The following is a 23,607-nucleotide window of genomic DNA, read 5'->3' on the forward strand; positions in this document are numbered from 1 at the left end:
TTGCCGCAGAGTGTGACGGTGCAGAATTCTGTAACCGTTGCAACGCCTTAGCGTAACGGCATGGATTCCAGGGTCTGCGCGCGTCGCTTCGCTCCTTGCTCCGCCCTGGAATGACGACCGGGAAGAGGGCCACGGCCAATCGCGAAGGTTGGCGCGGGCGCTACTGATGCCGACGTTGGAGATTGGCCGAAACCCCGTGACGTCGTCATCCTCGGGCTTGACCCGAGGATCCATTTCCGTGACCTTTGCCGCAGAGTGTGACGGTGCAGAATTCTGTAACCGTTGCAATGCCTTAGCGTAACGGCATGGATTCCAGGGTCTGCGCGCGTCGCTTCGCTCCTTGCTCCGCCCCATACATGACGACGGAGAAGAGGGACACGGCCAATCGTGAAGGTTGGAGCTGTCCCGTCGGCATCTCCAACAAAACCCCGGCCAAGGCCGGGGTTTTGATCTGTAACCCGTGGCGCCTTCTATTCCGCTGGCGATGGTTTCTTGCGGAACAGCGCCGCCAGATTGTCCCACAATTCGATCTTGGCGCCCTGGCGCTTCATGATCACGCCCTGCTGCAGAATCGACAGCGTGTTGTTCCAGGCCCAGTAGATGACGAGGCCGGCCGGGAACGAGCCCATCATGAAGGTGAAGATCACCGGCATCCAGGTGAAGATCGCCGCCTGCGTCGGATCCGGCGGCGCCGGGTTCATGCGCATCTGCAGGAACATGGTGATGCCCATGACCACCGCCCAGGCGCCCATATGCGGCAGGAAGGCGGGCGCCGCGAAGGGCAGCAGGCCGAACAGGTTGAAGATCGACGTCGGATCGGGCGCCGCAAGGTCGTGGATCCAGCCGAAGAATGGCGCGTGCCGCATCTCGATGGTGATGTAGAGCACCTTGTAGAGCGAGAAGAAGACCGGGATCTGCAGCGCCACCGGCCAGCAGCCGGCGAGCGGATTGATCTTCTCGGTCTTGTAGAGCTCCATCATCGCCTGCTGCTGCTTCATCTTGTCGTCCGCGTATTTCTCGCGGATTTCGACCATCTTCGGCTGCACCTTCTTCATGTTGGCCATCGAGGCGTAGGATTTGTTCGCCAGCGGGAAGAAGATGGCCTTGACGACGACAGTGGTGGCGAGGATCGCCAGCCCGAAATTGCCGAAGAATTTGTAGAGCGTGTCGATCAGCCAGAACATCGGCTTGGTGATGAAGTAGAACCAGCCCCAGTCGATCAACAAGTTGAACTGGCGAATATGACGGTCAGCCTCATAAGCATTGATCTTGGCGACTTCCTTGGCGCCGGCGAAAATCTCCGTCTCGACAGTTGCGGACTGGCCGGCACCGACATTGATCGCATCGGTGAGGAAGTCGGATTGATAGCGGTGGCGCCCGTCCTCGAAGTAGCCATAGCGCGGCTGGAAGGGCTGCTTTTCGGTGGGCACCAGGGTGACGGCCCAGTATTTGTCGGTGATGCCGAGCCAGCCGTCTGTCGACTTGCCCGGCTTGACTTCCTTGTCCTTTTCGATGGCCGCGTATTTGTATTCCGTCAGCCCTTCGGTGCCGGTGACGCCGATCAGGCCTTCATGCAGCACATAGGTGCTGGCGACGGCCGGCTTGTCGTAGCGCGTGACGCGGCCGTAGTTGAACAGGCTGACGGCTGCGCTTCCCGAATTCTGCACCGTGTCGGAAACGGTGAACATGTAGTTGTCGTCGACCGAGATGGTGCGCTTGAAGGTCAGGCCCTTGTCGTTGGTGTAGGTGAGCGTCACCGGCGTCGACGGGGTCAGCGTCGGATTGCCTTCGACGCTCCACACCGTGTCCGAGCTAGGCACCGCGCCTGTCTTGTCGGTGCCGACGAAACCGATCTCGGCGAAATAACCGGTGGGCAGCGCCTGCGGGTTGAGAAGCTGGATCTCGGGCGAGTTCTTGTCGACCGTCTCGGTGTAGTGCTTGAGCTTCAGGTCGTCGAGGCGCGCGCCTGTCAGGTTGATCGAACCCTCGAGGCTGGGCGTGTCGATCTTGACGCGCTTGGTCGCGGCAACAGCCTGGTCGCGGCTGGCCGCCGTCACCGTATCGCCGCCGGGCGCGTTGGGGATCGCGCCAGCGGTGGGAGCCGGCGTTCCGGCCGCGCCGGAGTTGGCGCCGCCGCCCGCTTCCTTCTTCTGCGCCTCGACGCGCTGTTGCTCGACGCGGGTCTGCTCGCGCTGCTGCTCCATGCGCGGGTTCATGTAGAACACCTGCCAGAGGGTCAGGATCAGCACCGACAGCGCGATGGTGATGAAGAAATTGCGGTTGTTTTCCATCGAAAGCCTTTGGCCTATCGTGTTCCGCGCAGCCGGCGGGAAAGCTCGGCCTTCAACTGGCCGAACGGGATGGCAAGCACGTCTTCACGCCCGACGATGACATAATCACTGCCGGGCGCCATGTCATCGGCGGCATGGACGCGCACGGCTTCCCTCAGTCGCCGCCGGACGCGATTGCGCACCACGGCGTTGCCGACCTTCTTGGTGACGGTGTAGCCGACGCGCGGCGCAAGGTCATCGCCGCGGTCGAGAACTTCAACGAGAAAAAGCCGCCCGCGGCGTTTCTCGCCGCCGCGCACAGCCAGGAATTCCGCGCGTTTCAGAAGCCGCCCGGGGGTTTTCCCCTTTGGCTTGCCGGTTGCGGGCAACGATCTCGTCTTTCGTTCAGGCGCTGAGCCGCTTGCGGCCGCGATTGCGGCGGGCGGCAACGACGCCACGGCCACCCTTGGTGGCCATGCGGGCACGGAAACCATGCCGGCGCTTACGGACGAGCTTGGACGGTTGGTAGGTACGCTTCATTTGTTTTAATACCGCGGGGTGCGGCCCTTCTTGATTCTGTCACTCTGTAACAGGAGCTTTGCCGGGCCGGCTTAGGCGCGATCGAAACCGCGCCGGGACGAATGGCCCGAGCGTGAGCGGGCTTATAGGAAGAAGGTTTTGGGAAGTCAATCCGGGGTGCCTCCGAGGCTTTTTTGCTGGACCAAGGTTGAAATTGGCAAAAAAGCCGCAAATCGCATAATCTTGGCCGATCAAGCCTTTGTGAATGCGCGTCAATGACGAGTGAAACTCTGCCCACGAACGAGAAGGCAAGGCCGGCGGCGAATTCGACGCGCCGGGTGCCGCTGTCGCGCGGCCTGTCGACCAAGCTCCTCTTCCTCACCATCGCCTTCGTGCTTTTGGCTGAAATCCTGATCTTCCTGCCCTGGATCGCCAGCTACCGGGTCAATTGGCTGAAGGAGCGGTTGAGCACCGCCGCCGCCGTGTCGATCGTGCTCTTGCAGGGCGAGCCCAACGCGCTGTCGCATAACGCCCAGAACGACGTGCTGATGGCGATTGGCGCCAAGGCAATCGCCGTGCGCGACGGCGGCGTCTCGCGGCTGCTCGTCGTTTCCGACATGCCGCCCCAGGTCGACGAGCATATCGACATCGCCGATGTCGGCCTGGTCAACGGCATGACCGGCGCGCTCGACACGCTGTTCTTCGGCGGCAAGCGCATGCTGCGGGTCTTCGGCCCGGTCGGCGACAGCGACAAGGAATTCGAGCTGATCATGCCGGATTACAGGCTGCGCGACGCCATGCTTCGATATTCGCGCAACGTCGCCGTCGTCTCGCTGCTGATTTCGCTGTTCACCGCCATGCTGGTCTATGCGGCGATCGACCTGATCATGATCGGGCCGATCCGCACCATGACGCGCTCGATCCTGGCCTTCTCCGAGGCGCCCGACGATCCCGGCCGCGTCATCCGCCCCGCCGACCGCGCCGACGAGATCGGCGTGGCCGAGCGCGAGCTGTCGCAGATGCAGGACCGGCTGCAGAAGATGCTGTCGGAGCAGAAGCATCTCGCCGACCTCGGCCTGGCCGTCTCCAAGATCAACCACGACATGCGCAACATCCTGGCGTCCGCGCAGCTGATGTCGGACCGGCTGCGCCAGGTGAAGGACCCGACCGTGCAGGCCTTCGCGCCGAAGCTTCTGCGCGCCCTCGACCGCGCCGTCTCCTATTCCGAAGGCGTGCTTCACTACGGCCGCACCCAGGAGCCGGCGCCGTCGCGCCGGCGGCTCAGGCTGCGCCAGCTGGTCGACGACGTGCACGGCCTGCTCGACATCGAGGAGGGCATCGAGTTCATCAACGGCGTCGAGCTCGCCTTCGAGGTCGACGCCGATTCCGACCATCTCTTCCGCGTGCTCACCAATCTCTGCCGCAACTCCATTCAGGCGATGGCCGCCGACACCGAAAGCGCGGTGGTGCGCCGGCTGGCGGTCGCCGCCGAGCGCCACGGCAGCGTCAGCCGCATCACCGTCACCGACACCGGCCCCGGCCTGCCGCCCAAGGCGCGCGAGAACCTGTTCGCCGCCTTCCGCGGCTCGGCCCGCAGCGGCGGTACCGGCCTCGGCCTGGCGATCGCGCACGAGCTGACCCGCGCCCATGGCGGCACCGTCGAGCTCGTCGAATCGATCGGCGGCCGCACCGTCTTCGCCGTCACCATCCCCGACCAGCCTGTCCGGCTCGACCAGGCGCGCAACGGCCTGCGCCGCCCGGCTTGAGGTTGCCGCCTCCGGCTGAGCCGCCTGTCGGCAGCGGCGCGCCTCGATCAAAGCCGGCAAAACCGCCTGCGACAAAACTTTTGCCGGATCGGCTTGCTTTTCGCGAATTCAGTCGTTAGGGAACACTCCACATCGCGGCCGGCCGTCTCGACCGGAACGCGGGGCCTGTGTCATGCACGGCCTGTTGCGCGCCCGTAGCTCAGCTGGATAGAGCACCAGACTACGAATCTGGGGGTCAGGAGTTCGAATCTCTTCGGGCGCGCCAAATACCGCCAACTGCCCTCCATGCCGCCGAACTACGCCGGCGCGAAGAGCGGCAGACAGCCCAAGTACAAATATGAGTAGAAATGGCGACGTTAGGCGGTGAAGAAGTTCGAATCGCTTACGCTCGGATGAGCAATTTGGCCAAAGGCGGAGCTCACGCATTCGGCGTTGGATGATCGCTATGCGCCGCAAGACGGACGTCTTCAGGTCGTCTTCGACCGCCCGAGCCGTGTCCGGCGATCACCTTATCAGCGCCGGTCAGTCCGGAAGAGGAATATGCTCATCCCGGTCATCGACCGGCAGATCGAAGCGCCCCTTGCCCCAATTCTGCGCGCGCCAACCGGCTTGCCGCTTCGGCGCTGGCAGGGCGCGACGATGAGGGTCTCGATGGCGTCGATGCCCACCTCATCGGGGCAGCCGGGCTCGATGGCTGGGTTCCAACTCATGTGCGTCATCCTCCTGCGCTGCCAGAATGTCTAAACTGGCGCGCGACCGGCTGCCAGACTAGCAAACACCTAGATAAGTCAAGCTGTGTCGCAGCAGGTGGAACATTCGGGCCTATATCGCCGAAGGAATGCCGACGTCGAATGCAGATCCTTGAATAAGCTTCTTAGCCGTCGAGGCCCCAAAGCCTCGGGTTCCGTTTGAAATACTCAGTCAGCATTTCGGTGAGCACCCGCACTTTCCGCGCGGGATGCTGACCCGGCGGGCGTACGACATACGCGGCCCCCGGAGGTACCGGATAGCGTGTCATGATCGGAACCAATGCACCGGAGACCACATATTCATATGTGATGCAATCGGGGAGCCAGGCGATGCCGAGGCCTGCCGCCGCAGCAGCGGCAAGTGCCGTGGCGCTGTCGGCTTTGAACTTGCCCTGCGGCTGGACCGTAACAATCTTGCTGCCATCCATGAACTGCCAGGCTTCCGTTCCCTGCATGAGGGCCTGATGGGTGACGAGTTCGTCCAGAGTCTCCGGTGACCCATGCGCTTTGATGTAATCCGGGCTTGCGACAAGTTTTCCATGGATCGGCCCGACGCGCTGCGCGATCAGGTTGGAGTCCTGAAGGTAGGCGCCCCGGATCGCGCAATCGAAACCCTCTGCGATGAGATCGACGAAGCGATCGCTGTAGGAGGTCTGGATGTGAAGCCGCGGATGCTGGCGCGCCATTTCCGCAAGCACGGGAGCGAAGTGCGTCGGGCCGAAAGTAAGCGGCATGGCAACCCTCAGGCGGCCGCGAAGGTCGCCGGATGGCAGGATGGTTTCCCTTGCGGTATCGATCTCGGCGCTGGCTCTGGCCGCGTGGTCTCTGAACGTGATCCCCGCTTCCGTAAGCGCGGCCCCGCGGGTCGTTCGTGCAAGAAGCTGGACGCCGAGTTCTGCCTCGATCCGGAAAAGCCGCCGGCTCACGATTGACTTGGAGACGCCGAGCCGGCGTGCGGCGGCCGATACGCCCCCTGCATCGGCCACGGCGACGAATGTCTGGAGATCTTCGATGTTCATTCGTCGTTCCTTATTTCGCGACACAGCTTACCTGAGTACGGCACTACCTCATCACCCAAAGGAACAGCAAATTGCGTCCCGGCAACGTCGCCGGCTGGCGCATGTCGCCCGTGAACCCCATCGCCGTCCATAGCGGCAGAGAAAGGATGTCTTGATGACCCCTCGTAACGGCCTCGATTCGCTTCTTCGTCCCGAAGATTCGGTCCTCGTTCTGATCGACCACCAGCCTTATCAACTCGCAAACCTGAACAGCCACGATCCGCACATGGTGGTCAACAACACGACCGCGCTGGCGAAGCTGGCAAAAGCCTTCAATGTTCCGACCATTCTCACCAGCGTGATCGCGGCGCGCGGCGGACGTCTCTTCAAGCAGATCACCGACGTATTTCCGGGCCAGGAAGTCATCGATCGCACCTGGGTGAACACTTGGCAGGACGAGAATGTGGTGAACGTCGTCAAGGCGACCGGCCGCAAGCAGCTGATCATCGCCGGTCTGTGGACCGAGGTCTGCGTCGCAATGCCTGTGATCCAAGCCGCCGGCGAAGGCTGGGACGTGACCGTGATCACCGACGCGTCGGGCGGGATTTCGAAGGAGTCTCACGAAGTTGCCGTCCAGCGAATGATCGCGGCCGGCGCGAACGTGATGACCGTGATGGCGCTCGCTGGCGAATGGCAACGCGATTGGGCGCGGACCGAGCATGTCGAGGAGCTGACCGAGATTCTCATCCAGCACTTCGGCGGCAGCGGCATCGCGTATCTTTGGGAGCAGCAGCTTCTCAACACGCCAGTAGCTGGCTGATCCCGGCCGGGATGGCGAGCATTTCGGTGAGGGTCGGAATCGATCCGTTTGCCGGCCCTCGCCATTCTCACCTCACGGGAAAGCCTTTTGATGTCAGCGATAAATCCATGTGCGCGGATGCTGGCCCCGTCTGACCCGGCAGCGGTGAAGCCTTTCGCCGATCCCGAAAGCGTCATCTGGCGCGACTAGGCGCGGCCGCCCATGGCGCCAAAGGCAGAGGCTGGAAAGGTTCGGTGTGCGGTGAGCTACGCGATCCAGGACACGCCCGACATGGTGCAGCAACGCTAAGAGCGGTTCCTACCGCAAGACAAGGCAACCATCGCAGCGCAGGTGATCCGGAACTTTGCGGAATGGCGCAACGCGTTCTGGAGCACTTGCACAATCAGGTGGAGGCAACCGGCAACCTGCTCGGTCACAGGCGATCATCACGCGGAGGTAAATGATCGCCTGCCGTGTCGCTCGGAGCGGCGGTCCGACGGCCTAGACTTACATCTCTTGTTCCCAGAAGCCGCGGGTGTTCACGTTAGCGGCGTCGGCAAGAGCTTCCAACTCCGCGATGTCGTCGCTGGTGAGCGTGATGCTGCTGGCTCGGGCCAGACCGTCGACATGATGGGGCTTGGTGACGCCGACGATCGGCGTCGTGCCCTTGGCTATCGCCCACGCTGTCGCGACATCGGGCGCTGCTGCACCCTGGCTCAGGCCGATCGAGGCGAGCTTGTCCGTCAGAGCCTTCAGCTGAGCCAGCATGCCGTTGTAAATCGCTGCTCGGCTGCTGCCTTCCGGCAGCGGATTCTCCGGGCTGTACCGGCCGGTCAAGGCGCCCTGTTCGAGCACCATATAGGCGAAGAACGGGATGCCTTGGTTGCGGCAGTAGTCCAAGATGCCAGCTTGCTCAGAGCTGCGGTAGAGGAGGCTATAGTGGTTCTGGACGGCTTCGACCCGGAACCCGGCTTCGCGCAGGATCTGGTCGGCGAGCTTGATCTCGCTCAGGTTGTGATTCGAGACGCCGACATGTTTGACCTTCCCGCTCTTCAGCAACGGAATGAGGTGCGGAGTCCACCGCGGCACATCGGCTGGATTGTGAATCCAGTAGAGGTCTATGTAGTCGGTGCCGAGGTTGGCCAGACTCTGCTCCAGCATGTCCGCCACCGGATCGTCGCTGGTTCCCGCGATCCGCGGGTTGAACTTCGTGGAGAGCTGGTAGCCGCTGCGGGCGTAGCGCTTCAGGACCTCCCCGAGTACGGTTTCGGAACGGCCCATGCCGTACACCAGGGCGGTGTCCCACAGGGTGAACCCGGCCGCGTGCGCCTTGTCGGCGGCCTCTTCCAGGCCAGCTTGAGTCAGGTGGCTGCCGAAGTAGCCGTTGCCAGTCTCGCCGCTGTCGCCCCAGGCCCACGTGCCCAGTGCGACCGTGGGGGTCTTCAGATCATCGGTTCTCATGTTTGCTCCATACTTGTCCCGCAGCCAGGTTTGCTGTGAACCAGGCGCCGCTGACACTGTGATGCGGGGCGACGTCGAACCGTTAGCCTGATGCGCCGGGATTGCTGCCCAATCCTCCAGAAGCTGCGGGTTCGCATTGCCGCCCTTCCGCGCGCGTGCGATGGTCCGATTCATGGAAACGCTGACCGAAATCGCGGCCGTGATTGCCCGGCACGTCGCGAAGGATGGCTTCCACGCCACCCCCGTCGAACGTGTGACGCTTGTTCGATCCTCCACGGTGACGATGCCGATGCCGAATGTTTACCGGCCGCAACTGTGCCTCGTCGCGCAGGGGCACAAGGAGGTCACCCTGGGCGACCGCGTGTTCAGATACGCACCGGGGCGCTATGGAGTCGTGACCTACGACCTGCCAGCCATAGGCCGTGTGGTCGAGGCGACGCCCGACAAGCCCTATCTTTGCCTGTATCTCGATTTCGATCCGGTCATGCTGGGGGACTTGGCGTTGCGCGTGCCACTGCCGCCGGGAGCGCCATCCCCGCCCATAGGCAAGACGGTGTCCGACGCCGGCGCCGGTCTGCTCGACGCGGCGCTGCGCCTGCTGCGCCTGCTCGACGATCCGGCAGCGCTGCCCGTGCTCGGGCCGCTTGCCGAGCAGGAAATTCTCTATCGCCTGCTCGCCGGCCCGGACGGCGCCAGGATGCGGCACATCACCTCCGGCCAAGGTCGGGTGGCCCAGGTCGGCCGCGCCATCGCCTGGATCGGGAAGAACTTCCGGGAACGGTTCAGCATCGAGCGGCTTGCCGCGGAAGTAGGCATGAGTCCGTCGAGCCTGCACGAGCATTTTCGCGCCGTGACGGCGATGACGCCGCTGCAATTCCAGAAGCAGCTCAGGCTGCAGGACGCGCGCAGCCTGATGCTGGTCCAGGACATCGACGCCACGACTGCCGCCTTCCGCGTAGGTTACGAAAGCGCGTCGCAGTTCAGTCGCGAATATCGCCGCCACTTTGGAGAACCGCCGGCGCGCGACATAGCCCGCTTGCGCGCCTCGCCGGGCTTGGCAGTGGTGGCTTGAGTTCAGCCTGCCCGGCACCGGTTTCAAATTGGCGTTCATGCGCGCCAAAAACCAATTGCAAAATAAAATCAGTCGACCTAACCTAGACCGATTGCACAACGCAATCAGATCGCGCGAATCCATGTGAGGAGCAGGCAATGGCCAAGCTCGTGTTCGGAATGAACCAGTCGCTGGACGGCTATGTCGATCATACGGCGTTCGGGCCAAGCCCCACGCTCTTCCGCCACTTCATCGCGGAGGCCGAGCGGCAGTCGGGCAGCGTCTACGGTCGCCGCATGTACGAGATCATGCGCTATTGGGACGACGAGCATCCCGAGTGGGACGCCGAGCGGCTTGCCTACGCGGCGGCGTGGCGGCGCCAGCCGAAATGGGTCGTCTCGCGCTCATTGCAGTCTGTAGGTCCCAACGCCACGCTCGTCGAAGATGATCTTGAGGGCGCAATGCGGAAGCTGAAGGCCGAGCGCGACGGCGAGATCGAAGTCGCCGGCCCGGACTTGGCGCGAAGCCTCGCCGAACTGGGCTTGATCGACGAATATCGGATCTACCTGCACCCGGTCGTGCTTGGTCACGGCAAGCCCTATTTCGCCGGACCCCGACCACCGCTCCGCCTGATGGCGCATGATCGGATCGGCGAAGATGTGATCAGGTTGACCTACGCTCCGGCCTGATCTCGCGACGTCCGGCGCGCCACCGCCTGTCGAAAATTCGTAAGGTCTCAGCTCGCGCGCGGCGCCGTTCGGGCCTGCACGAGCAGCCAGCGTTCAAACCCCCACAAAAGCATCGGACAGGCCATAAGTGCCGCCGAGCCGAGGCCGAGGGCTGCGCCTGCGTGGCCAGTCCAAAGCGCCAGCCTGCCGCCGAGCCAGGGCGCGATCAGCATCGTGGCGTAGTAGACCGTGTAGAAGAGTCCCATTCCCAGCGCTCGCGTCGCCGGCGCCAGCACCCGCGCCGGCAGGCTCATGATTGATCCGGCTGGGAGCCCGCAGACGAGGCCGAGCGCAACCAATGTGGGCGGCACCGGCGAGCCCCGCCACAACAGCACAATCAGCGCAGCGAAAGCCAGGCAGCTTGCGGCAAGCAGCGTATTGCGGCTTCCCGCGCGGTCCGCGAGGTAGCCTCCAAGGGGAACGGATAGGGCCGCGAGCCACAGCACGATGCTGACGGCCGAGCCGGCGGCGGCCGTCGACCAGCCGCGCTCGACCAGCATCGACGGCGCGAAACTGAAGATCATGGCGAAGCCGACATTGTAGAAGGCCCATATCAAGCCTGCCAGCAGCACGGCCCAGACGGCCGGCAGCCCAAGTCGCGCGTCTTGCGCTGAAACCGGAGCGGCGGACTGGCTTGGCGGCCGGTAGAAAAGCCCCACCAGCGCCAGGGTTGCGCCGATAAGCGCCATGACCGCGATCTGCGCGCCCGTAATTCCGAATTCAGCCTGGATCAGCGGCAGCGCGACGAGCGTGAGGGCAATGCCCAGCGGCCATGAGTTGATGAAGATCGCCATCGCCGTGGCGATCTGCCGGCCCGCGAACCAGTCGACCATCATCTTGGTCATGAGCACGTTCAACAGCACGCCGCCTATGCCCGCGATCAGCCGGCCGGCGATTTGCACGCTCCATGAAGTCGAGATGCAAAGCAGCGCCTCGCCCGCCAGCATCATGACCAATCCGGCAAGCACGGTCGCCTTGTCGCCAAAGCGACGTCCGATCGCACCGCCCGGCAGCGCCAGCGCGATGCCCGGCGCGAAATAGAGGCCTATGAGCACGCCTATATCGGCGAGATTGGCGTTCAGTGTCTTCCCCAGCTCCGGCGCGATGGCCGCGATGCTCTGGAATTGCACCGCCATTGCGGCGCGAGCGGCAAAGAGGACTGCAAGGATCGTCCAGCGGCCACGCATGACGATCAGGTCCGGTGCGGAGGGCATGCCTGCCGGCGCATCGGTTGGCTCGTGCAAAAAGACCTGCTTTCGCCCGGCCTGCGCCGCCCGGCGCTCCGGCACTGCGTGCAGGCCAACGCCAACCTTGGCCATACGGCCGAACTGCCCCCTCCCATCTTTTGCCCCACCAAATCTGCGGGCGGCCGCTACGGCCGGCCTGCTGCCTGCCCAATCGAGCTTCTCGAATTTTGCGGCCCGGACCTCTCTTCGAAATCCTAGCACGGCTCGGCTTGCACTGAAAATGCGATTGCCGGGCTCGTCGTCTCCGTCAGCTGCGGGCGCCCGCCTTGCCGTTCGCGCCGTCGAGCAGCGCGATCAATCCCTTGAGGATCTCGATCGGCGCCGGCGGGCAGCCTGGAATGTGCAGGTCGACCGGCACCACGTCCGACACGCCTCCGACGACCGCGTAGCTGCCGGCGAAGCAGCCGCCGTCCCTGGCGCAGTCGCCGAGCGCGACCACCCATTTCGGATTGGGGGTCGCGTCAAAAGTCCGCTTCAGCGCCTCGCGCATGTTTTTCGTGACGGGCCCGGTGACCAGAAGCACGTCGGCGTGGCGCGGCGAGGCGACGAAGCGGAAGCCGAAGCGCTCGATGTCGTAGAAAGCGTTGTTGAGCGCGTGCATTTCGAGCTCGCAGCCATTGCAGGAGCCGGCGTCCACGGCGCGGATCGACAGGCTCCGGCCGAGCCGCTTGCGGGCTGTGCCGTCGAGGGCGCGCGCCAGCTCGTCGACGGCCGTGTCGCTCGCTTGCGGCGGGCGCTCGGTTAAGGGCGGGCGGATCAGGCTTTCGAAGAGCAGTTTTCGCATGGCGGTGTGCCTTGGCCCTGCTTAGAGGTCGTGGCCGGAATAGGAGCAGTTGAACGATTTGTTGCAGAGCGGGAAGTCGGCGACGATGTTGTCTTCGATCGCCGCTTCCAGCAGCGGCCATTGGAACCATGAAGGGTCGCGCAGGTGGCAGCGCTCGATCGTGCCGTTCTCGCCGATGCGCAGCCAGGCCAGTATGTCGCCGCGGAAACCCTCGACCAGCGCCATGCCCTCACGCGGTCCATCCGCAATATCGCCCGCTGCGGCGATATCGGCGCGGATCGGGCCGGCGGGCAGCCGCCCGAGGATCTGTTCGACCAGCGACAGGCTCTGCTCGACCTCGCGCACGCGGATCCAGACGCGCGCGTTGACGTCGCCCTCCCGCAGCACCGGCACATCGAAGGCGAGTTCGTCATAGGGCGCGTAACCCGGGGCGCGGCGCGCGTCGAAATCGCGGCCCGAGGCCCGCCCGACATAGCCGCCGGCGGCATATTGCCGGGCAAGCTCGACCGTGAGCCGGCCGGTCGCCACCGTGCGGTCCTGCAGCGATGCCGTGTTGTCGTAAAGTTCGACCAGATGCGGGAAGTGCTTCCTGATCTCCGCGACCAGCGACCGGATGGCGCTCGTCCCCGCCTCGTCCAGATCGCTCGCCGTGCCGCCGGGCACGATACAGTCGCGCATCAGGCGATGGCCGAAGGCGGCGTCGGCGGCGCGCAGCACGCGCTCGCGCAGCACGCCGCAATGCGCGTGCATGATCGCGAAGGCGGCGTCGTTGCAGATGGCGCCGATGTCGCCGAGATGATTGGCAAGGCGCTCCAGTTCGGCCATCAGCGCCCGCAGCCAGATTGCACGCGCGGGAACCTCGAGCCCGAGCGCGGCTTCGACAGCGCGGGCAAAGGCCAGCGAATAAGCGACCGTGCTGTCGCCCGACGTCCTGCCCGCGAGTTTTGCGGCCCGGTCGATCGGCGCGCCTGCCATCAGGCCTTCGATGCCCTTGTGCACATAGCCCAGCCGCTCTTCCAGCCGCACTACCGTTTCGCCGCCGGCCGTGAAGCGGAAATGCCCCGGCTCGATGATGCCGGCATGCACCGGCCCGACCGCGATTTGGTGGAGGCTTTCACCCTCGGCCGCGAGGAACCGGTAGGAGGCGGCGGTCGCCGGTCCGCCGGGCCGCACGGCCAGCGGATGCGAGACGTCCCATTGGCCATGGTCGAGCCAGCGGCGGGTGTCGGCCAGGCCCTGCGGCGCCAGCCCGAACAGGTCCGCGGCGGCGCGTTCCAGCCGCAAGGCGGGCGCGTGGTGCTGGCCGATCGACGGGTAGCGGCCGCCGCGGCAATCCAGGCTGATGACGCCGATGCTCTGCGCTTCGTCGAGAAGCGCCATATGCACCTTGTCCGGCTCCCCCCACAGGCCGAGCAGGCTCCAGCGACCATTGGCGAGTTGCTCGACCGCGAGGTTCCAGACCTTCGCGGTCACCACGGCGCGCGGCCAGGGAACGTGATGCTCGATCCGACGACGACCGGCTTCGATGACATCGGCGAGCACGGGCGTGTTTTTCCTCACCATGCGCATCACCCCAGAATCCCGGCGACGTGCTGGAACCACGCCACCAGCGGCGCCGGCAGATAGATGCCGGCGGCAAACACCAAGGCGAGGTGCGAGTACATCGGCACGTAGGACGCCTCGACCGGCGCCACGCCGCCGCGCGGCTCGCCGAAGGCAAGCCCCGTCAGCCGCAACAGCAGCGCGCCGAAGGCGATCAGCAGTCCGAATGCCAGCGGGATCGTCAGCCACGGATGCCTAGCGAAAGTCGAGCTGACGACCAGGAACTCGCTCATGAAGATGCCGAACGGCGGCAGGCCGGCGATCGCAACGACGCCGATGACGAGCGCCCAGCCGAGGCCGGGATGGCTTTCGGTCAGGCCCCTGATCTCGGAGATCTTCTGCGTCCCCTTGACCTGCGCGATATGGCCGACGGCGAAGAAGATCGCCGATTTGGTCAGGCTGTGGATGACCATGTGCAGCAGGCCGGCGAAGTTGGCGAGCGGGCCGCCCATGCCGAAGGCGAAGACGATGATGCCCATGTGCTCGATCGAGGAATAGGCGAACAGGCGTTTGATGTCGCGGCGGCGGTAGAGCATGAAGGCCGCGAAGATCAGCGAGGTCAGCCCCATCGTGACCATCAGCGGCCCGGGGCCGATCGCCTGCGGGCTTGCCGCGAGCAAAAGCTTGAAGCGCAGCACGGCGTAGAGCGCGACGTTGAGCAGCAGGCCCGACAGCACCGCCGAGATCGGCGTCGGGCCCTCGGCATGCGCGTCGGGCAGCCAGGCATGCAGTGGCGCTAGGCCGACCTTGGTGCCGTAGCCGAGCAGCAGGAAGATGAAGGCGACGCTGAGCAGAGCGGGGTCGAAATGCGCCGCCTTCTCGATCAGCACCGACCAGACCATGGCGTTGGTGCCTTCGCCGACGACCGGCTGCGCGGCCATATAGACGAGGATGGTGCCGAACAGCGCCAGCGCGATGCCGACGCTGCCGAGGATGAAGTATTTCCAGGCCGCCTCCAGCGCCTCATGCGTGCGGTAGATGCCGACCATCAGCACGGTGGTCAGCGTGGCGAGCTCCACCGCGACCCACATCAGGCCGATATTGTTCGACACGAAGGCCAGGTTCATGCCGAACATCATGATCTGGTACATCGCGTGGTAGAATCTGAGGTTCGGCGCGGTCAGCCGTCCGGTCTCCAGCTCATGCGCGATATAGGACGCGCTGAACACGCTGGTGGTGAAGCCGACGAATGTGTTGAGCACGATGAAGACGATGTTGAGATCGTCGACGATGAGATATTGCCCCGGTGCCGGCCGCTCGGTGACGAACAGCGACAGCGCCGCGAGCAAGGTGAGCAGGCTCGCTATCACGTTCACGATCGCCGTCATGCGGTAGTTCGGCAATGCCGCCAGAATGGCCGCGGCGGCGGCCGGAATGAAAAGGATCGCGGCCACGGCGTCGAAGGAGAACCCGCTCACCGGCGTTCTCCCCGGTAGTCGTCGAGCGCGCCGACATCGACCGAATCGAACCGTTCGCGGATGCGGAACAGGAAGACGCCGATGACGATGAAGGCGATCAGGATCGAGAAGGCGACGCTGATCTCGACCACCAGCGGCATGCCCTTGGCGCCGGTGGCGGCCAGCACCAGGCCGTTCTCCAGCGACATGAAGCCGACGACCTGGCTGACGGCGTTGCGCCTTGTCACCATCACCAGCAGCCCCAGCAGGATGATCGACAGCGCGAAGGCGAGGTCCTCGCGCGCGAGCGGGTCGGCCTCGGGCGTCACCCGCAGCATCAGCACCATGGAAAGCGTCACCAGCCCGATGCCGGCGAGCATGGTCGGGCCGATGCCGACGGCGGTCTCGATGTCGCGGTGGATGCCGAGCCGCTGGATGATGCGATGCAGCCCGACGGGAATGACGATTGCCTTGAAGACCAAAGCGATGCCGGCGGTGATGTAGAGATGGTGCGCGTCCTGGATATAGGCCTGCCACGCCACCGAGAGCGCCAGCACCACCGCATGCAGCGCAAAGACGTTGATCAGCGCGAACAGCCGGTCCTGGTAGAGCATCATGAAGGAGATCAGCACCAGGCTGCCGGCGAGCAGATGGGCGATGTCGAAGGTGAGACCGTTCATCACAGGCTCCGCGAAACGAACAGCAGGAGCGTGCCGAGCAGCGCCAGCATCAGCGCTGCACCCAGGAAGTCCGGCACCCGGAAGACACGCATCTTGGCGACCGCCGTCTCGAACACGGCGAGCAGGATGGCAAGCACGGCGAGCTTGGCGAGATAAGCGGCGGCGCCGATGGCCAGCGATTGCGGCCCCGTTCCGGCGCTCGCCAGCCCCCAGGGCAGGAAGACGCAGGAGATCAGCGACATGTAGAGCAGCAGCTTGAGGAAGGTGGCGAGCTCGATCATCGCCAGATGGCGGCCGGAATATTCCAGGATCATCGCCTCATGCACCATGGTGAGCTCCAGATGCGTGGCGGGATTGTCGACCGGTATGCGCGCGTTCTCGGCGATCGCCACCATCACGAGCGCGATCAGCGACATGCCGAGCGACACCCGCAGCCCGACCTCGGGCGAACCCATGAAGGCGGCGACAGTCGAAAGCTGCGTGGCGCCGGCCACCAGTGCCAGGCTGAAGACGATGAGCAGCATCGCGGGTTCGGCCAGCGACGCGATCATGACCTCGCGGCTGGCGCCGATGCCGCCGAAGCTGGTGCCGACGTCCATCCCCGCCAACGCCAGGAAGAAGCGCGCGCTGCCGAGCAGCGCCACGATGACGATGAGATCGGCCGCCCAGCTGAACTGGAGGCCGGAGGCGAAGGTCGGAACGAGCGCCGCCGCGACCCATGTGGCGGCGAAAATCAGGTAGGGCGTCACGCGAAACAGCCAGGACGCGTTGTCCGCCAGCACGACCTCCTTGCGCATCAGCCTGACGAGATCGCGATAGGGCTGGATCACCGAGGGTCCCTGCCGCCGCACAAGCCTCGCCTTCACCTTGCGCACGAAGCCGATCAGAAGCGGCGCCAGCAACAGCACCGAAAACATCTGCGCGCCCTGCACGGCAAGCTCCAGGATCACGGCCATAGCGCCAGCACCAGGAGCAGGATGACGAGGTAGAGGAAGACCAGCGTCAGATAGCGGCGGATGGTCAGGAACTGCAGGTGATTCAGCCGCTCGGTGGCGAAATCGATCGCGCCGGCGATCGGCTGGTAGAAGATCTCCCAGGCCAAATCATGCATATCCACCTTGAGGTGCGCCGGTTCGAGGGAACCCGGCGCCGGCATGTCCACCATCTCGCGGGCGCGGAACGCGAAGCTGCCGAAGACGCGGCGGATGGGCTGCGCGAAGCTGACGGCGGTGTATTGCGCGGCCGGCGCCGGGTCGGCGAAGCCGCACCCCCATGCAATGCCCCTGCGCAGCGCATGCGAGGCGAAGCGGTGGATGAAGAAGGCCGCGAGCGACGCCGAAATGGCGATGAAGGCGAAGACCAGCAGGCCGTTATAGGAGCTGCGGCTCTCGGCGATCGGCACGATCGACAGCCAGGGCTCGGCCATCTGCACCGGCATGCGGTCGCCGATGAGCGAAAGCGTCACCGGCGACAGGCCGTCGATGACCAAGCCGGGCAGGATGCCGGCGAGCAGGCAGAAGGCGGCAAGCACGGCCATCGCCGCCAGCGACCAGCGGTCGACCTCATGCGCGCGTTCCACCGCCGCCGATCGCGCCCGGCCAAGGAAGGTGATGCCGAATGCCTTGACGAAGCAGGCCGCGGCCAGCGCCGCCGCCAGCGCCAGCATGCCGCCGACCGCGGGCACGATGACCTTCAGCCCCCATTGCGGCAGTTCGGGGCTGTCCAATATGGCCTGGAAGACCAGCCATTCGGAGGCGAAGCCGTTGAAGGGTGGCAGCGCCGAGATCGAGACGCAGCCGACGAGAAAGACGAAGCTGGTGACTGGCAGGCGATGAATGAGGCCGCCGAGCTTTTCCATGTCGCGTTCGCCGGTTGCCGTCAGCACCGCGCCGGCGCCGAAGAACAGCAGGCTCTTGAAGAAGGAATGGTTGAGCACATGGAAGAGCGCCGCGGTGAGGGCCAGCGCTGCGGCCGAGGGCATGGCGTTCGCCTTGAAGGCAAGCGCAAGGCCGAGGCTGGCAAAGATGACGCCGATATTCTCGATGGTCGAATAGGCGAGCAGCCGCTTCAGGTCCTTTTCCATCAGCGCGTGAAGGATGCCGAGCACTGCCGTCACGCCGCCGATGAGGAGCACGGCGACGCCCGACCACCATGCCGGCGCGCCAAGCAGGTCGAACACCACGCGGATGAAGCCGTAGATGGCGACCTTGGTCATGACGCCGCTCATCAGCGCCGAGACGTGGCTGGGTGCCGCCGGATGGGCAAGCGGCAGCCAGGCATGCAGCGGCGCCAGGCCGGCCTTGGAGCCGGCGCCGAGCAGCATGAGAACGAGCACCGCGCCTGCGGCGAACGGGCCCGGATGCGCCGTCCGCATCGCGTCGAACGCATAGGTTCCCGCCGGTCCCGCCAGCAGGCCGAAGGCAAGCAGCAGCGTCATGGTGCCGAAGCTCGCCATCACCAGGTATATGGTGCCGGCGCGTCGGTTGGCCTCGTCGCGGTGATGCGCCATGACCAGCGCCCAGGAGGCGAGCGACATGAACTCCCAGGACAAGAGGAAGCTGAAGGCGTCGTTGGCCAGCACCACGAGGTTCATGCCGGCGAGGAACGCCGGATAGAACGGCAGCACGCGATGCGGCGCGGATTCGTGCCGGCCGTAGCCAAGGGCATAAAGGCTGGTGACGGCGCCGCCCAGATTGACGACGATGAGGAAGAACGCCGACAGGCCGTCGAGGCGGAACCGGGCGCCGGTCCAGGGCAGGCCGAGCGGCAAGGTGGCGGACGCCTCGCCGGAATTGCTGGCGAGATGGATGGCAACGATCACGATCAGGGCGGCTGAAATGGCAAACGCGGCGCCGTAGACCAGACGCGTCGCAAAGGTGTGCCGGCTGACGGCCGCGGCAAGGATGGCTGTTCCCAGAAGCGCGGCAGGACCGCACAGCACAAGAGCCACGGTCGAGATCACGGCAGGCTCTCGCCAGGCTCGACATCGCCGGCATCGGATGCCCTGGCCGGATCGAACCCGCTCTTCAGCCGCACGCCGCGACCGCCGCCTTGGCTGACCGCGCCTTCGCCGATCAGTTCGATGCCGGCCACCTCGAGCGCGGCGATCAGCTTCATCAGCGAATCGACATTGCCCCGGATGATCGAGCCGCTGGCTTCCATGCGCTGGATCGTCGGCACCGACAGGCCGGACAATTCGGCAAGCCGGCGTTGATCGATGCCGAGCAACGATCTTGCGGCGCGCAACTGCGGTGCGGTTATCACCGACGACTCTCTCGTTCAGTTCTGAGATATGAGGTGTCGGTGCTGCAGCCTACATTAAAATGTTCTATCGTCAAGGATTGATGTATGAAACATATATGTTGATGCCACCGCAACCGCAGGTCGGCTATGGGCATTTGCCAGCGGAAGATCGATTGCGAAGTAGCAAACGCGGTCCGGAGCCGTCATGCCCGCTCGCCAGAGGCGAGGAGAATATCGGCCTCCGCGACGCAATAAGGGGCGTGGCGGAAATCGCGGATGCGGACGACTTCATCGCCGCGCCAGTCGATCAGCACGAAGCCGCGCACCGTATCGCCGGCTCGCGGGTTGCGGATCAGGATCGCCGGCCGGGCCTCGACGAAGCCGAGTGACAACGCCCAGTCGCTCATGCGGTCGTAATTGCCGAAATAGGTCGAGGCTTCCTTCTTGCCGTTGAGGCGGGCGCGGTTGACGACGTCGACCTGGATGTCCTCAGCGATCAGCATCCTCACCCCATCGAAATCGCGCGCGTTGAACAGGTCGACATAGCGGCGCAGCCGACGCTCCTCCTCCGGGTCGAGCTTCGGCATGGTCATGTCGTCCGGCAACGCCGCCATCGCCTTCAACTCCGCCCGGCCGCGATGCAGCGCCGCCTTGACGGCGGCAAGCGTCGCGCCCGTCACCTCGCAGGTCTCATGCAGGCTGAGGCCGAGCACGTCGACCAGGATCACGGCGCTGCGCTGCGCCGGCGTCAGCTGCATGAAGCGGCCCAGGCTCATGGCAGTCGCGAGCCGCGTCTCGGCGCTGGCGGAGAGGTCCGCTATTGCGGTCATGTCGGCCTCGCTCATTCGCGAACGCTCCCGCTGGCGGCGGCGCAGATGATCCTGCGCCGCATTATGGGCGATGCGGAACAGCCATTGCTCGGGACGCTCGACGCGCGCGCCGCCATCATGGGCGGCAAGCGCCTTCACCGTCGCCTCCTGCACGATGTCCTCACCCTCGATCGCCGAGCCGGCCATGCGCGCCGCATAGCGGTGCAGTTTCGGCCGCAGGCCGACGAGCATGGCTTCAAGTTCCGCGCGGCCGAACCCTGCTGAGCTCATCGTCCTCTTTCTCGCCTCGCCGATCACAAGCCGTGCCCGGGTCAGGCGGGCACGGCTTCATCGGCTTTGGCCAGCATACGATAGTTGCCGACGATCTTCGCCGGCGACCTCGCCAGCGGCGTCGAACGCCGCCCGGCATGATCGGCGCCGAACGCCTTGAACGCGTCCAGTTCGGTCAGCGCCGAACTGTCCTTGTCGTAACCGACGAGGTGGACGAACTCGCCATTCTCCAGTTCGAGCACCAGATAGCGCACCGATTGCGGCTGCGTTTCATCCAGCGCCTCGAACACCTTTGCCACCAGCGCCCGGTTCTCGGCGGCGCTGGCGTCCTTCACGCCGTAGCGGATGAGATTGTAGGTCATGGTCGTCTCCTGTTTGCGGATCTGCGTGAGGAAGACGTTCCATGGGCCCGAAAGGATTCCCGGGCGGGTTGCTATCTTTCGATTCGTTTCCTGCGATCAGCCGCTTCCGCCGATCATGGAGACGATCGTGTCGTCGCCGGCCGATTGCGGTCGCATCCGGCCGCTGGCCAGCTCGATCGACAGTTTGCATAAGGCCGAGTTGACGGGTGTCGCCATGCCGTTGAGCCGCCCGAGAAGGACGATCTCGCCATTGAGGAAGTCCGTTTCGAGGGACCCGGTCCCGCGCACGATGCTTTGCAGCGTCGACGACCCGACGCGCACGCGGCCCGGGACCGTGCCGATTGTCAATTCTTCACGGGCCATGGCGTCGGTCTTGTCCCAGTCGATTCCAGCCGCGCTCAGCACGGCCTCGGCTTCGGCTCGCGCCTTCGCATACCATTTCCGCTGCAGTTCGGTATCCCCGAGCGCGGCGTCGATGATGTTTCGAAGGTTGGCCAGCAGCTTGCGATATTTGCTGCTCATCACATTGTCCCTGGGGTCGACGATGAAACCGGACGCGCTCAGAACCCCGCACAGTTTCTCGACTGTGCCGTCTATTCCGGAAGGATAGCGGCCGATATCGAAGGCGCCGATCCTGGGCGCGAAATAGGCCGCTACCTGGCCAGGCGTGTCGTAGTCGGCCGGCAGCATCACCGTCGCGCCATAGACATTGGCGAAGAAACGCAACGTCAGCGGCTCGTTGGCAACGCCGTTCTGGAAACAGAATACGGGTTGCGCCGTTACGCCGGCGGCGTTGAGCCGCTGCAGTGCGCCGAGTGTGTCGGGGGTCTTCATCGTCAGGAGCACGACATCGTCCGGCCTGAAGGAAATCTCCGTCGGGTCGGCATGGACGGGAAAGCGCGCGATCCTGGTGCCTTGCGGGGTGGAAAGCGACAGCCCCGCAGCGCGGATGGCATCGAGCTGCCTGCCGCGGGCGATGCCGATGACCGCATGGTCGGAAAAGCTGAGCTGGGCCGCGATGGCGCCGCCGACCGCGCCGATGCCATAGACGATGATGCGCATGCTGTTCCCGCTGTGATTGGAGTTGGGACTTCGGTCGACAACGATTGACCGAAAAAGCCTACAGCTTTGTCGCTGAACCGGCGATCACCCGCGCGCCGCGTTCACGCAATCGTGGCTGCCGCCGCCCGCCCCGCGCTGCGCCCCGAAAAAATGCAGCCGCCGAGGAAGGTGCCTTCCAGCGCCGCATAGCCGTGCACGCCGCCGCCACCGAAGCCGGCCACTTCGCCCACCGCATAGAGACCCGGCACCGGCTCGCCGGCGGCGTCGAGAACGCGGCTGTCGAGATCGGTCTGCAAGCCGCCCAGCGTCTTGCGGGTCAGGATGTTGAGGCGCACCGCGATCAGCGGGCCGTTCGCCGGATCGAGCATCTTGTGCGGCCTGGCGGTGCGGATCAGCTTGTCGCCGAGATAGGCGCGGGCGCCGCGCAGCGCGGTTATCTGCGCGTCCTTGGAGAATGGATTGTCGAGTTGCATGTCGCGGGCGCGGATCTCGCGCTCGACCTGGACGACCTCCAGCAGCGGCGCGCCGCCGGCCAGCGCGTTCATGCGCGCCACCAGCTTTGCAAGGTCAGCCTCGACGATGAAGTCCTCGCCCTTTTCCATGAAGGCTTTCACCGGCCCGGGAATGCCGCTTGTTGCGCGCCCCAGCACCTGCCGCCAGCTTTTCCCCGTGAGGTCGGGGTTCTGCTCGGAGCCCGACAGCGCGAACTCCTTCTGGATGATTTTTTTGGTCAGGATGAACCAGGAATAGTCGAAGCCGGTGCCCATGATGTGGCTAAGCGTGCCGAGCGTATCGAAGCCCGGGTAGAGCGGCACCGGCAGGCGCTTGCCGCGCGCGTCGAGCCAGAGCGAGGAGGGGCCGGGCAGGATGCGGATCGCATGCTCGGTCCAGATCGGCGCCCAGTTCCTGATGCCCTCGACATAGTGCCACATGCGGTCGCGGTTGATGATCGAGCCGCCGGCAGCCTCGGTGATCGCCAGCATGCGCCCGTCGACATGGTCGGGCACGCCGGTGATCATGCGCTTTGGCGGCGCGCCGAGGCGCGCAGGCCAGTTCCTGCGCACCAGCTCGTGGTTGCCGCCGATGCCGCCGGAAGCCACGATCACCGCTTGTGCATGGAACTCGAAGTCCCCGGTCACGGCGCGCGAGCTTTTGTGGCCGCGCTCGACGCTGCTCTGCTCCAGCACGTCGCCGCGGACGCCGATGACGGTGTCGCCGGTGCGGACGATCTCGTTGACCCGGTGGCGGAACCTGAACTCCACCAGCCCGCGCTTCTGCGCCTCGCGCACGCGCAGGACGAAAGGTTCGAGCACGCCGGGCCCGGTGCCCCAGGTAATGTGGAAGCGCGGCACCGAATTGCCGTGGCCGGTCGCACTGCCGCCGCCGCGCTCGGCCCAGCCGACCACGGGGAAGAATTTCAGGCCGCGCTCGATCAGCCATGAGCGCTTCTCGCCGGCGGCGAAGCCGACATAGGCCTCGGCCCATTTGCGCGGCCAGAAATCCTCCGGCCTGTCGAAGGCGGCCGTGCCCATCCAGTCCTCGAGCGCGAGGTCGTGCGAATCGCGGATGCGCATGCGCCGCTGCTCCGGCGAATCGACCAGGAACAACCCGCCGAACGACCAGAAGGCCTGGCCGCCCAGCGACTGTTCCGGCTCCTGGTCGACGATGATGATCTTCTTGCCGGCGTCAGCCAGCTCGGCCGCGGCGACGAGGCCCGCCAGCCCCGCGCCGACAATGATCACGTCCGCGTCAGCCATTTTTCCTCCGTGGCCGGCAAAGCAATTCCAGG

At 65.1% G+C, this 23,607-nt stretch carries 22 protein-coding genes and 1 tRNA gene; 5 read left to right on the forward strand and 18 right to left on the reverse strand.

Going from position 1 to position 23,607, the window contains the following annotated elements; genetic code table 11:
• Positions 1-470 precede the first annotated feature (470 nt).
• From yidC to rpmH, 3 genes are read right to left on the reverse strand one after another with little or no spacing between them, the layout of a single operon-like run.
• Positions 471-2,291 carry a membrane protein insertase YidC gene (gene yidC / locus FJ424_RS11670; protein ID WP_140641885.1) on the reverse strand — a complete coding sequence of 607 codons (1,821 nt, stop codon included), beginning with the start codon at positions 2,289-2,291 and terminating at the stop codon, positions 471-473.
• A 14-nt stretch (positions 2,292-2,305) separates the two neighbouring features.
• Entirely contained in the window at positions 2,306-2,659 is a 354-nt protein-coding gene (gene rnpA, locus FJ424_RS11675; RefSeq protein ID WP_140641883.1) for a ribonuclease P protein component, read from the reverse strand.
• A 16-nt stretch (positions 2,660-2,675) separates the two neighbouring features.
• Positions 2,676-2,810, reverse strand: a complete 135-nt coding sequence (gene rpmH / locus FJ424_RS11680; RefSeq protein WP_008833937.1) for a 50S ribosomal protein L34 — start codon at positions 2,808-2,810, stop codon at positions 2,676-2,678.
• A 254-nt stretch (positions 2,811-3,064) separates the two neighbouring features.
• On the opposite strand from rpmH, the gene FJ424_RS11685 reads away from it, so the two are divergent.
• Complete coding sequence (locus FJ424_RS11685) at positions 3,065-4,555, forward strand: HAMP domain-containing sensor histidine kinase (protein WP_140654506.1); 1,491 nt, start codon at positions 3,065-3,067, stop codon at positions 4,553-4,555.
• Between the two features lie 188 nt (positions 4,556-4,743).
• Positions 4,744-4,820: transfer RNA gene (locus FJ424_RS11690), tRNA-Arg, on the forward strand.
• A gap of 247 nt (positions 4,821-5,067) precedes the next feature.
• Here the strand turns inward: FJ424_RS11690 and FJ424_RS11695 are convergent.
• Both FJ424_RS11695 and FJ424_RS11700 read right to left on the reverse strand, forming a co-directional pair.
• Positions 5,068-5,265 (reverse strand): hypothetical protein, encoded by a 198-nt coding sequence (locus FJ424_RS11695; RefSeq protein ID WP_140654505.1) that lies wholly within the window; start codon positions 5,263-5,265, stop codon positions 5,068-5,070.
• A 164-nt stretch (positions 5,266-5,429) separates the two neighbouring features.
• Complete coding sequence (locus tag FJ424_RS11700; RefSeq protein ID WP_140654504.1) at positions 5,430-6,323, reverse strand: LysR family transcriptional regulator; 894 nt, start codon at positions 6,321-6,323, stop codon at positions 5,430-5,432.
• Positions 6,324-6,477: 154 nt separating this feature from the next.
• Between FJ424_RS11700 and FJ424_RS11705 the strand changes: the two genes are divergently transcribed.
• A complete protein-coding gene (locus FJ424_RS11705) occupies positions 6,478-7,122 on the forward strand; it encodes a hydrolase (protein ID WP_140654503.1) in 645 nt (214 codons plus the stop codon).
• A gap of 486 nt (positions 7,123-7,608) precedes the next feature.
• On the opposite strand, the gene FJ424_RS11710 is transcribed toward FJ424_RS11705, so the two are convergent.
• Positions 7,609-8,562 (reverse strand): aldo/keto reductase, encoded by a 954-nt coding sequence (locus FJ424_RS11710; protein WP_140654501.1) that lies wholly within the window; start codon positions 8,560-8,562, stop codon positions 7,609-7,611.
• Between the two features lie 172 nt (positions 8,563-8,734).
• Here FJ424_RS11710 and FJ424_RS11715 point away from each other — a divergent pair, with 172 nt between their 5' ends.
• Positions 8,735-9,634, forward strand: a complete 900-nt coding sequence (locus FJ424_RS11715) for an AraC family transcriptional regulator (protein WP_140654500.1) — start codon at positions 8,735-8,737, stop codon at positions 9,632-9,634.
• A 137-nt stretch (positions 9,635-9,771) separates the two neighbouring features.
• Complete coding sequence (locus FJ424_RS11720) at positions 9,772-10,302, forward strand: dihydrofolate reductase family protein (protein ID WP_140654498.1); 531 nt, start codon at positions 9,772-9,774, stop codon at positions 10,300-10,302.
• Positions 10,303-10,349: 47 nt separating this feature from the next.
• Here the strand turns inward: FJ424_RS11720 and FJ424_RS11725 are convergent, their stop codons facing one another.
• The 12 genes from FJ424_RS11725 to FJ424_RS11780 all read right to left on the reverse strand — a co-directional run bounded on the left by FJ424_RS11725 (position 10,350) and on the right by FJ424_RS11780 (position 23,575).
• Positions 10,350-11,660, reverse strand: a complete 1,311-nt coding sequence (locus FJ424_RS11725; protein ID WP_246677223.1) for an MFS transporter — start codon at positions 11,658-11,660, stop codon at positions 10,350-10,352.
• 175 nt (positions 11,661-11,835) lie between these two features.
• Positions 11,836-12,372: an NADH-quinone oxidoreductase subunit B family protein gene (locus FJ424_RS11730; protein ID WP_140654496.1), complete on the reverse strand. Its 537-nt coding sequence runs from the start codon at positions 12,370-12,372 to the stop codon at positions 11,836-11,838.
• Positions 12,373-12,393: 21 nt separating this feature from the next.
• Positions 12,394-13,935, reverse strand: coding sequence for an NADH-quinone oxidoreductase subunit C (locus FJ424_RS11735; RefSeq protein WP_140654494.1), 1,542 nt, complete (start codon positions 13,933-13,935; stop codon positions 12,394-12,396).
• Positions 13,936-13,940: 5 nt separating this feature from the next.
• The gene (locus tag FJ424_RS11740) at positions 13,941-15,392 is read right to left on the reverse strand and encodes a hydrogenase 4 subunit F (protein ID WP_140654493.1); all 1,452 of its coding nucleotides are present in this window, start codon (positions 15,390-15,392) and stop codon (positions 13,941-13,943) included.
• Positions 15,389-16,051 (reverse strand): hydrogenase-4 component E, encoded by a 663-nt coding sequence (locus FJ424_RS11745; protein ID WP_112098328.1) that lies wholly within the window; start codon positions 16,049-16,051, stop codon positions 15,389-15,391. Before FJ424_RS11745 ends, FJ424_RS11740 begins: the two co-directional genes overlap by 4 nt.
• Positions 16,051-17,007: an NADH-quinone oxidoreductase subunit H gene (locus tag FJ424_RS11750; RefSeq protein WP_140654491.1), complete on the reverse strand. Its 957-nt coding sequence runs from the start codon at positions 17,005-17,007 to the stop codon at positions 16,051-16,053. The genes FJ424_RS11745 and FJ424_RS11750 overlap by 1 nt, the downstream gene beginning before the upstream one ends.
• A complete protein-coding gene (gene hyfB, locus FJ424_RS11755; RefSeq protein WP_181182069.1) occupies positions 16,998-19,010 on the reverse strand; it encodes a hydrogenase 4 subunit B in 2,013 nt (670 codons plus the stop codon). Before hyfB ends, FJ424_RS11750 begins: the two co-directional genes overlap by 10 nt.
• Positions 19,010-19,315, reverse strand: coding sequence for a helix-turn-helix transcriptional regulator (locus FJ424_RS11760; protein ID WP_140654487.1), 306 nt, complete (start codon positions 19,313-19,315; stop codon positions 19,010-19,012). The genes hyfB and FJ424_RS11760 overlap by 1 nt, the downstream gene beginning before the upstream one ends.
• Before the next feature lie 182 nt (positions 19,316-19,497).
• Positions 19,498-20,394, reverse strand: a complete 897-nt coding sequence (locus FJ424_RS11765; RefSeq protein WP_140654485.1) for an RNA polymerase sigma factor — start codon at positions 20,392-20,394, stop codon at positions 19,498-19,500.
• Between the two features lie 41 nt (positions 20,395-20,435).
• A complete protein-coding gene (locus FJ424_RS11770) occupies positions 20,436-20,756 on the reverse strand; it encodes a hypothetical protein (RefSeq protein WP_246677224.1) in 321 nt (106 codons plus the stop codon).
• A 96-nt stretch (positions 20,757-20,852) separates the two neighbouring features.
• Positions 20,853-21,818 (reverse strand): 2-dehydropantoate 2-reductase N-terminal domain-containing protein, encoded by a 966-nt coding sequence (locus FJ424_RS11775; RefSeq protein ID WP_140654483.1) that lies wholly within the window; start codon positions 21,816-21,818, stop codon positions 20,853-20,855.
• A gap of 101 nt (positions 21,819-21,919) precedes the next feature.
• A complete protein-coding gene (locus FJ424_RS11780; protein ID WP_140654481.1) occupies positions 21,920-23,575 on the reverse strand; it encodes an FAD-binding dehydrogenase in 1,656 nt (551 codons plus the stop codon).
• Positions 23,576-23,607: the final 32 nt, after the last annotated feature.

Origin of the sequence: Mesorhizobium sp. B3-1-8 (assembly GCF_006439495.1) — a bacterium.
Classification (GTDB): domain Bacteria; phylum Pseudomonadota; class Alphaproteobacteria; order Rhizobiales; family Rhizobiaceae; genus Mesorhizobium.

Excerpts from the sequence above, each read along its gene's own strand:
- yidC (WP_140641885.1), bottom strand. The coding sequence starts at position 2,291 with ATGGAAAACAACCGCAATTTCTTCATCACCATCGCGCTGTCGGTGCTG.
- rpmH (WP_008833937.1), bottom strand. The coding sequence starts at position 2,810 with ATGAAGCGTACCTACCAACCGTCCAAGCTCGTCCGTAAGCGCCGGCAT.
- FJ424_RS11685 (WP_140654506.1), top strand. The coding sequence starts at position 3,065 with ATGACGAGTGAAACTCTGCCCACGAACGAGAAGGCAAGGCCGGCGGCG.
- FJ424_RS11695 (WP_140654505.1), bottom strand. The coding sequence starts at position 5,265 with ATGAGTTGGAACCCAGCCATCGAGCCCGGCTGCCCCGATGAGGTGGGC.
- FJ424_RS11700 (WP_140654504.1), bottom strand. The coding sequence starts at position 6,323 with ATGAACATCGAAGATCTCCAGACATTCGTCGCCGTGGCCGATGCAGGG.
- FJ424_RS11705 (WP_140654503.1), top strand. The coding sequence starts at position 6,478 with ATGACCCCTCGTAACGGCCTCGATTCGCTTCTTCGTCCCGAAGATTCG.
- FJ424_RS11710 (WP_140654501.1), bottom strand. The coding sequence starts at position 8,562 with ATGAGAACCGATGATCTGAAGACCCCCACGGTCGCACTGGGCACGTGG.
- FJ424_RS11715 (WP_140654500.1), top strand. The coding sequence starts at position 8,735 with ATGGAAACGCTGACCGAAATCGCGGCCGTGATTGCCCGGCACGTCGCG.
- FJ424_RS11720 (WP_140654498.1), top strand. The coding sequence starts at position 9,772 with ATGGCCAAGCTCGTGTTCGGAATGAACCAGTCGCTGGACGGCTATGTC.
- FJ424_RS11725 (WP_246677223.1), bottom strand. The coding sequence starts at position 11,660 with ATGGCCAAGGTTGGCGTTGGCCTGCACGCAGTGCCGGAGCGCCGGGCG.
- FJ424_RS11730 (WP_140654496.1), bottom strand. The coding sequence starts at position 12,372 with ATGCGAAAACTGCTCTTCGAAAGCCTGATCCGCCCGCCCTTAACCGAG.
- FJ424_RS11735 (WP_140654494.1), bottom strand. The coding sequence starts at position 13,935 with ATGGTGAGGAAAAACACGCCCGTGCTCGCCGATGTCATCGAAGCCGGT.
- FJ424_RS11745 (WP_112098328.1), bottom strand. The coding sequence starts at position 16,051 with ATGAACGGTCTCACCTTCGACATCGCCCATCTGCTCGCCGGCAGCCTG.
- FJ424_RS11750 (WP_140654491.1), bottom strand. The coding sequence starts at position 17,007 with ATGGCCGTGATCCTGGAGCTTGCCGTGCAGGGCGCGCAGATGTTTTCG.
- FJ424_RS11765 (WP_140654485.1), bottom strand. The coding sequence starts at position 20,394 with ATGAGCTCAGCAGGGTTCGGCCGCGCGGAACTTGAAGCCATGCTCGTC.
- FJ424_RS11770 (WP_246677224.1), bottom strand. The coding sequence starts at position 20,756 with ATGACCTACAATCTCATCCGCTACGGCGTGAAGGACGCCAGCGCCGCC.
- FJ424_RS11775 (WP_140654483.1), bottom strand. The coding sequence starts at position 21,818 with ATGCGCATCATCGTCTATGGCATCGGCGCGGTCGGCGGCGCCATCGCG.
- FJ424_RS11780 (WP_140654481.1), bottom strand. The coding sequence starts at position 23,575 with ATGGCTGACGCGGACGTGATCATTGTCGGCGCGGGGCTGGCGGGCCTC.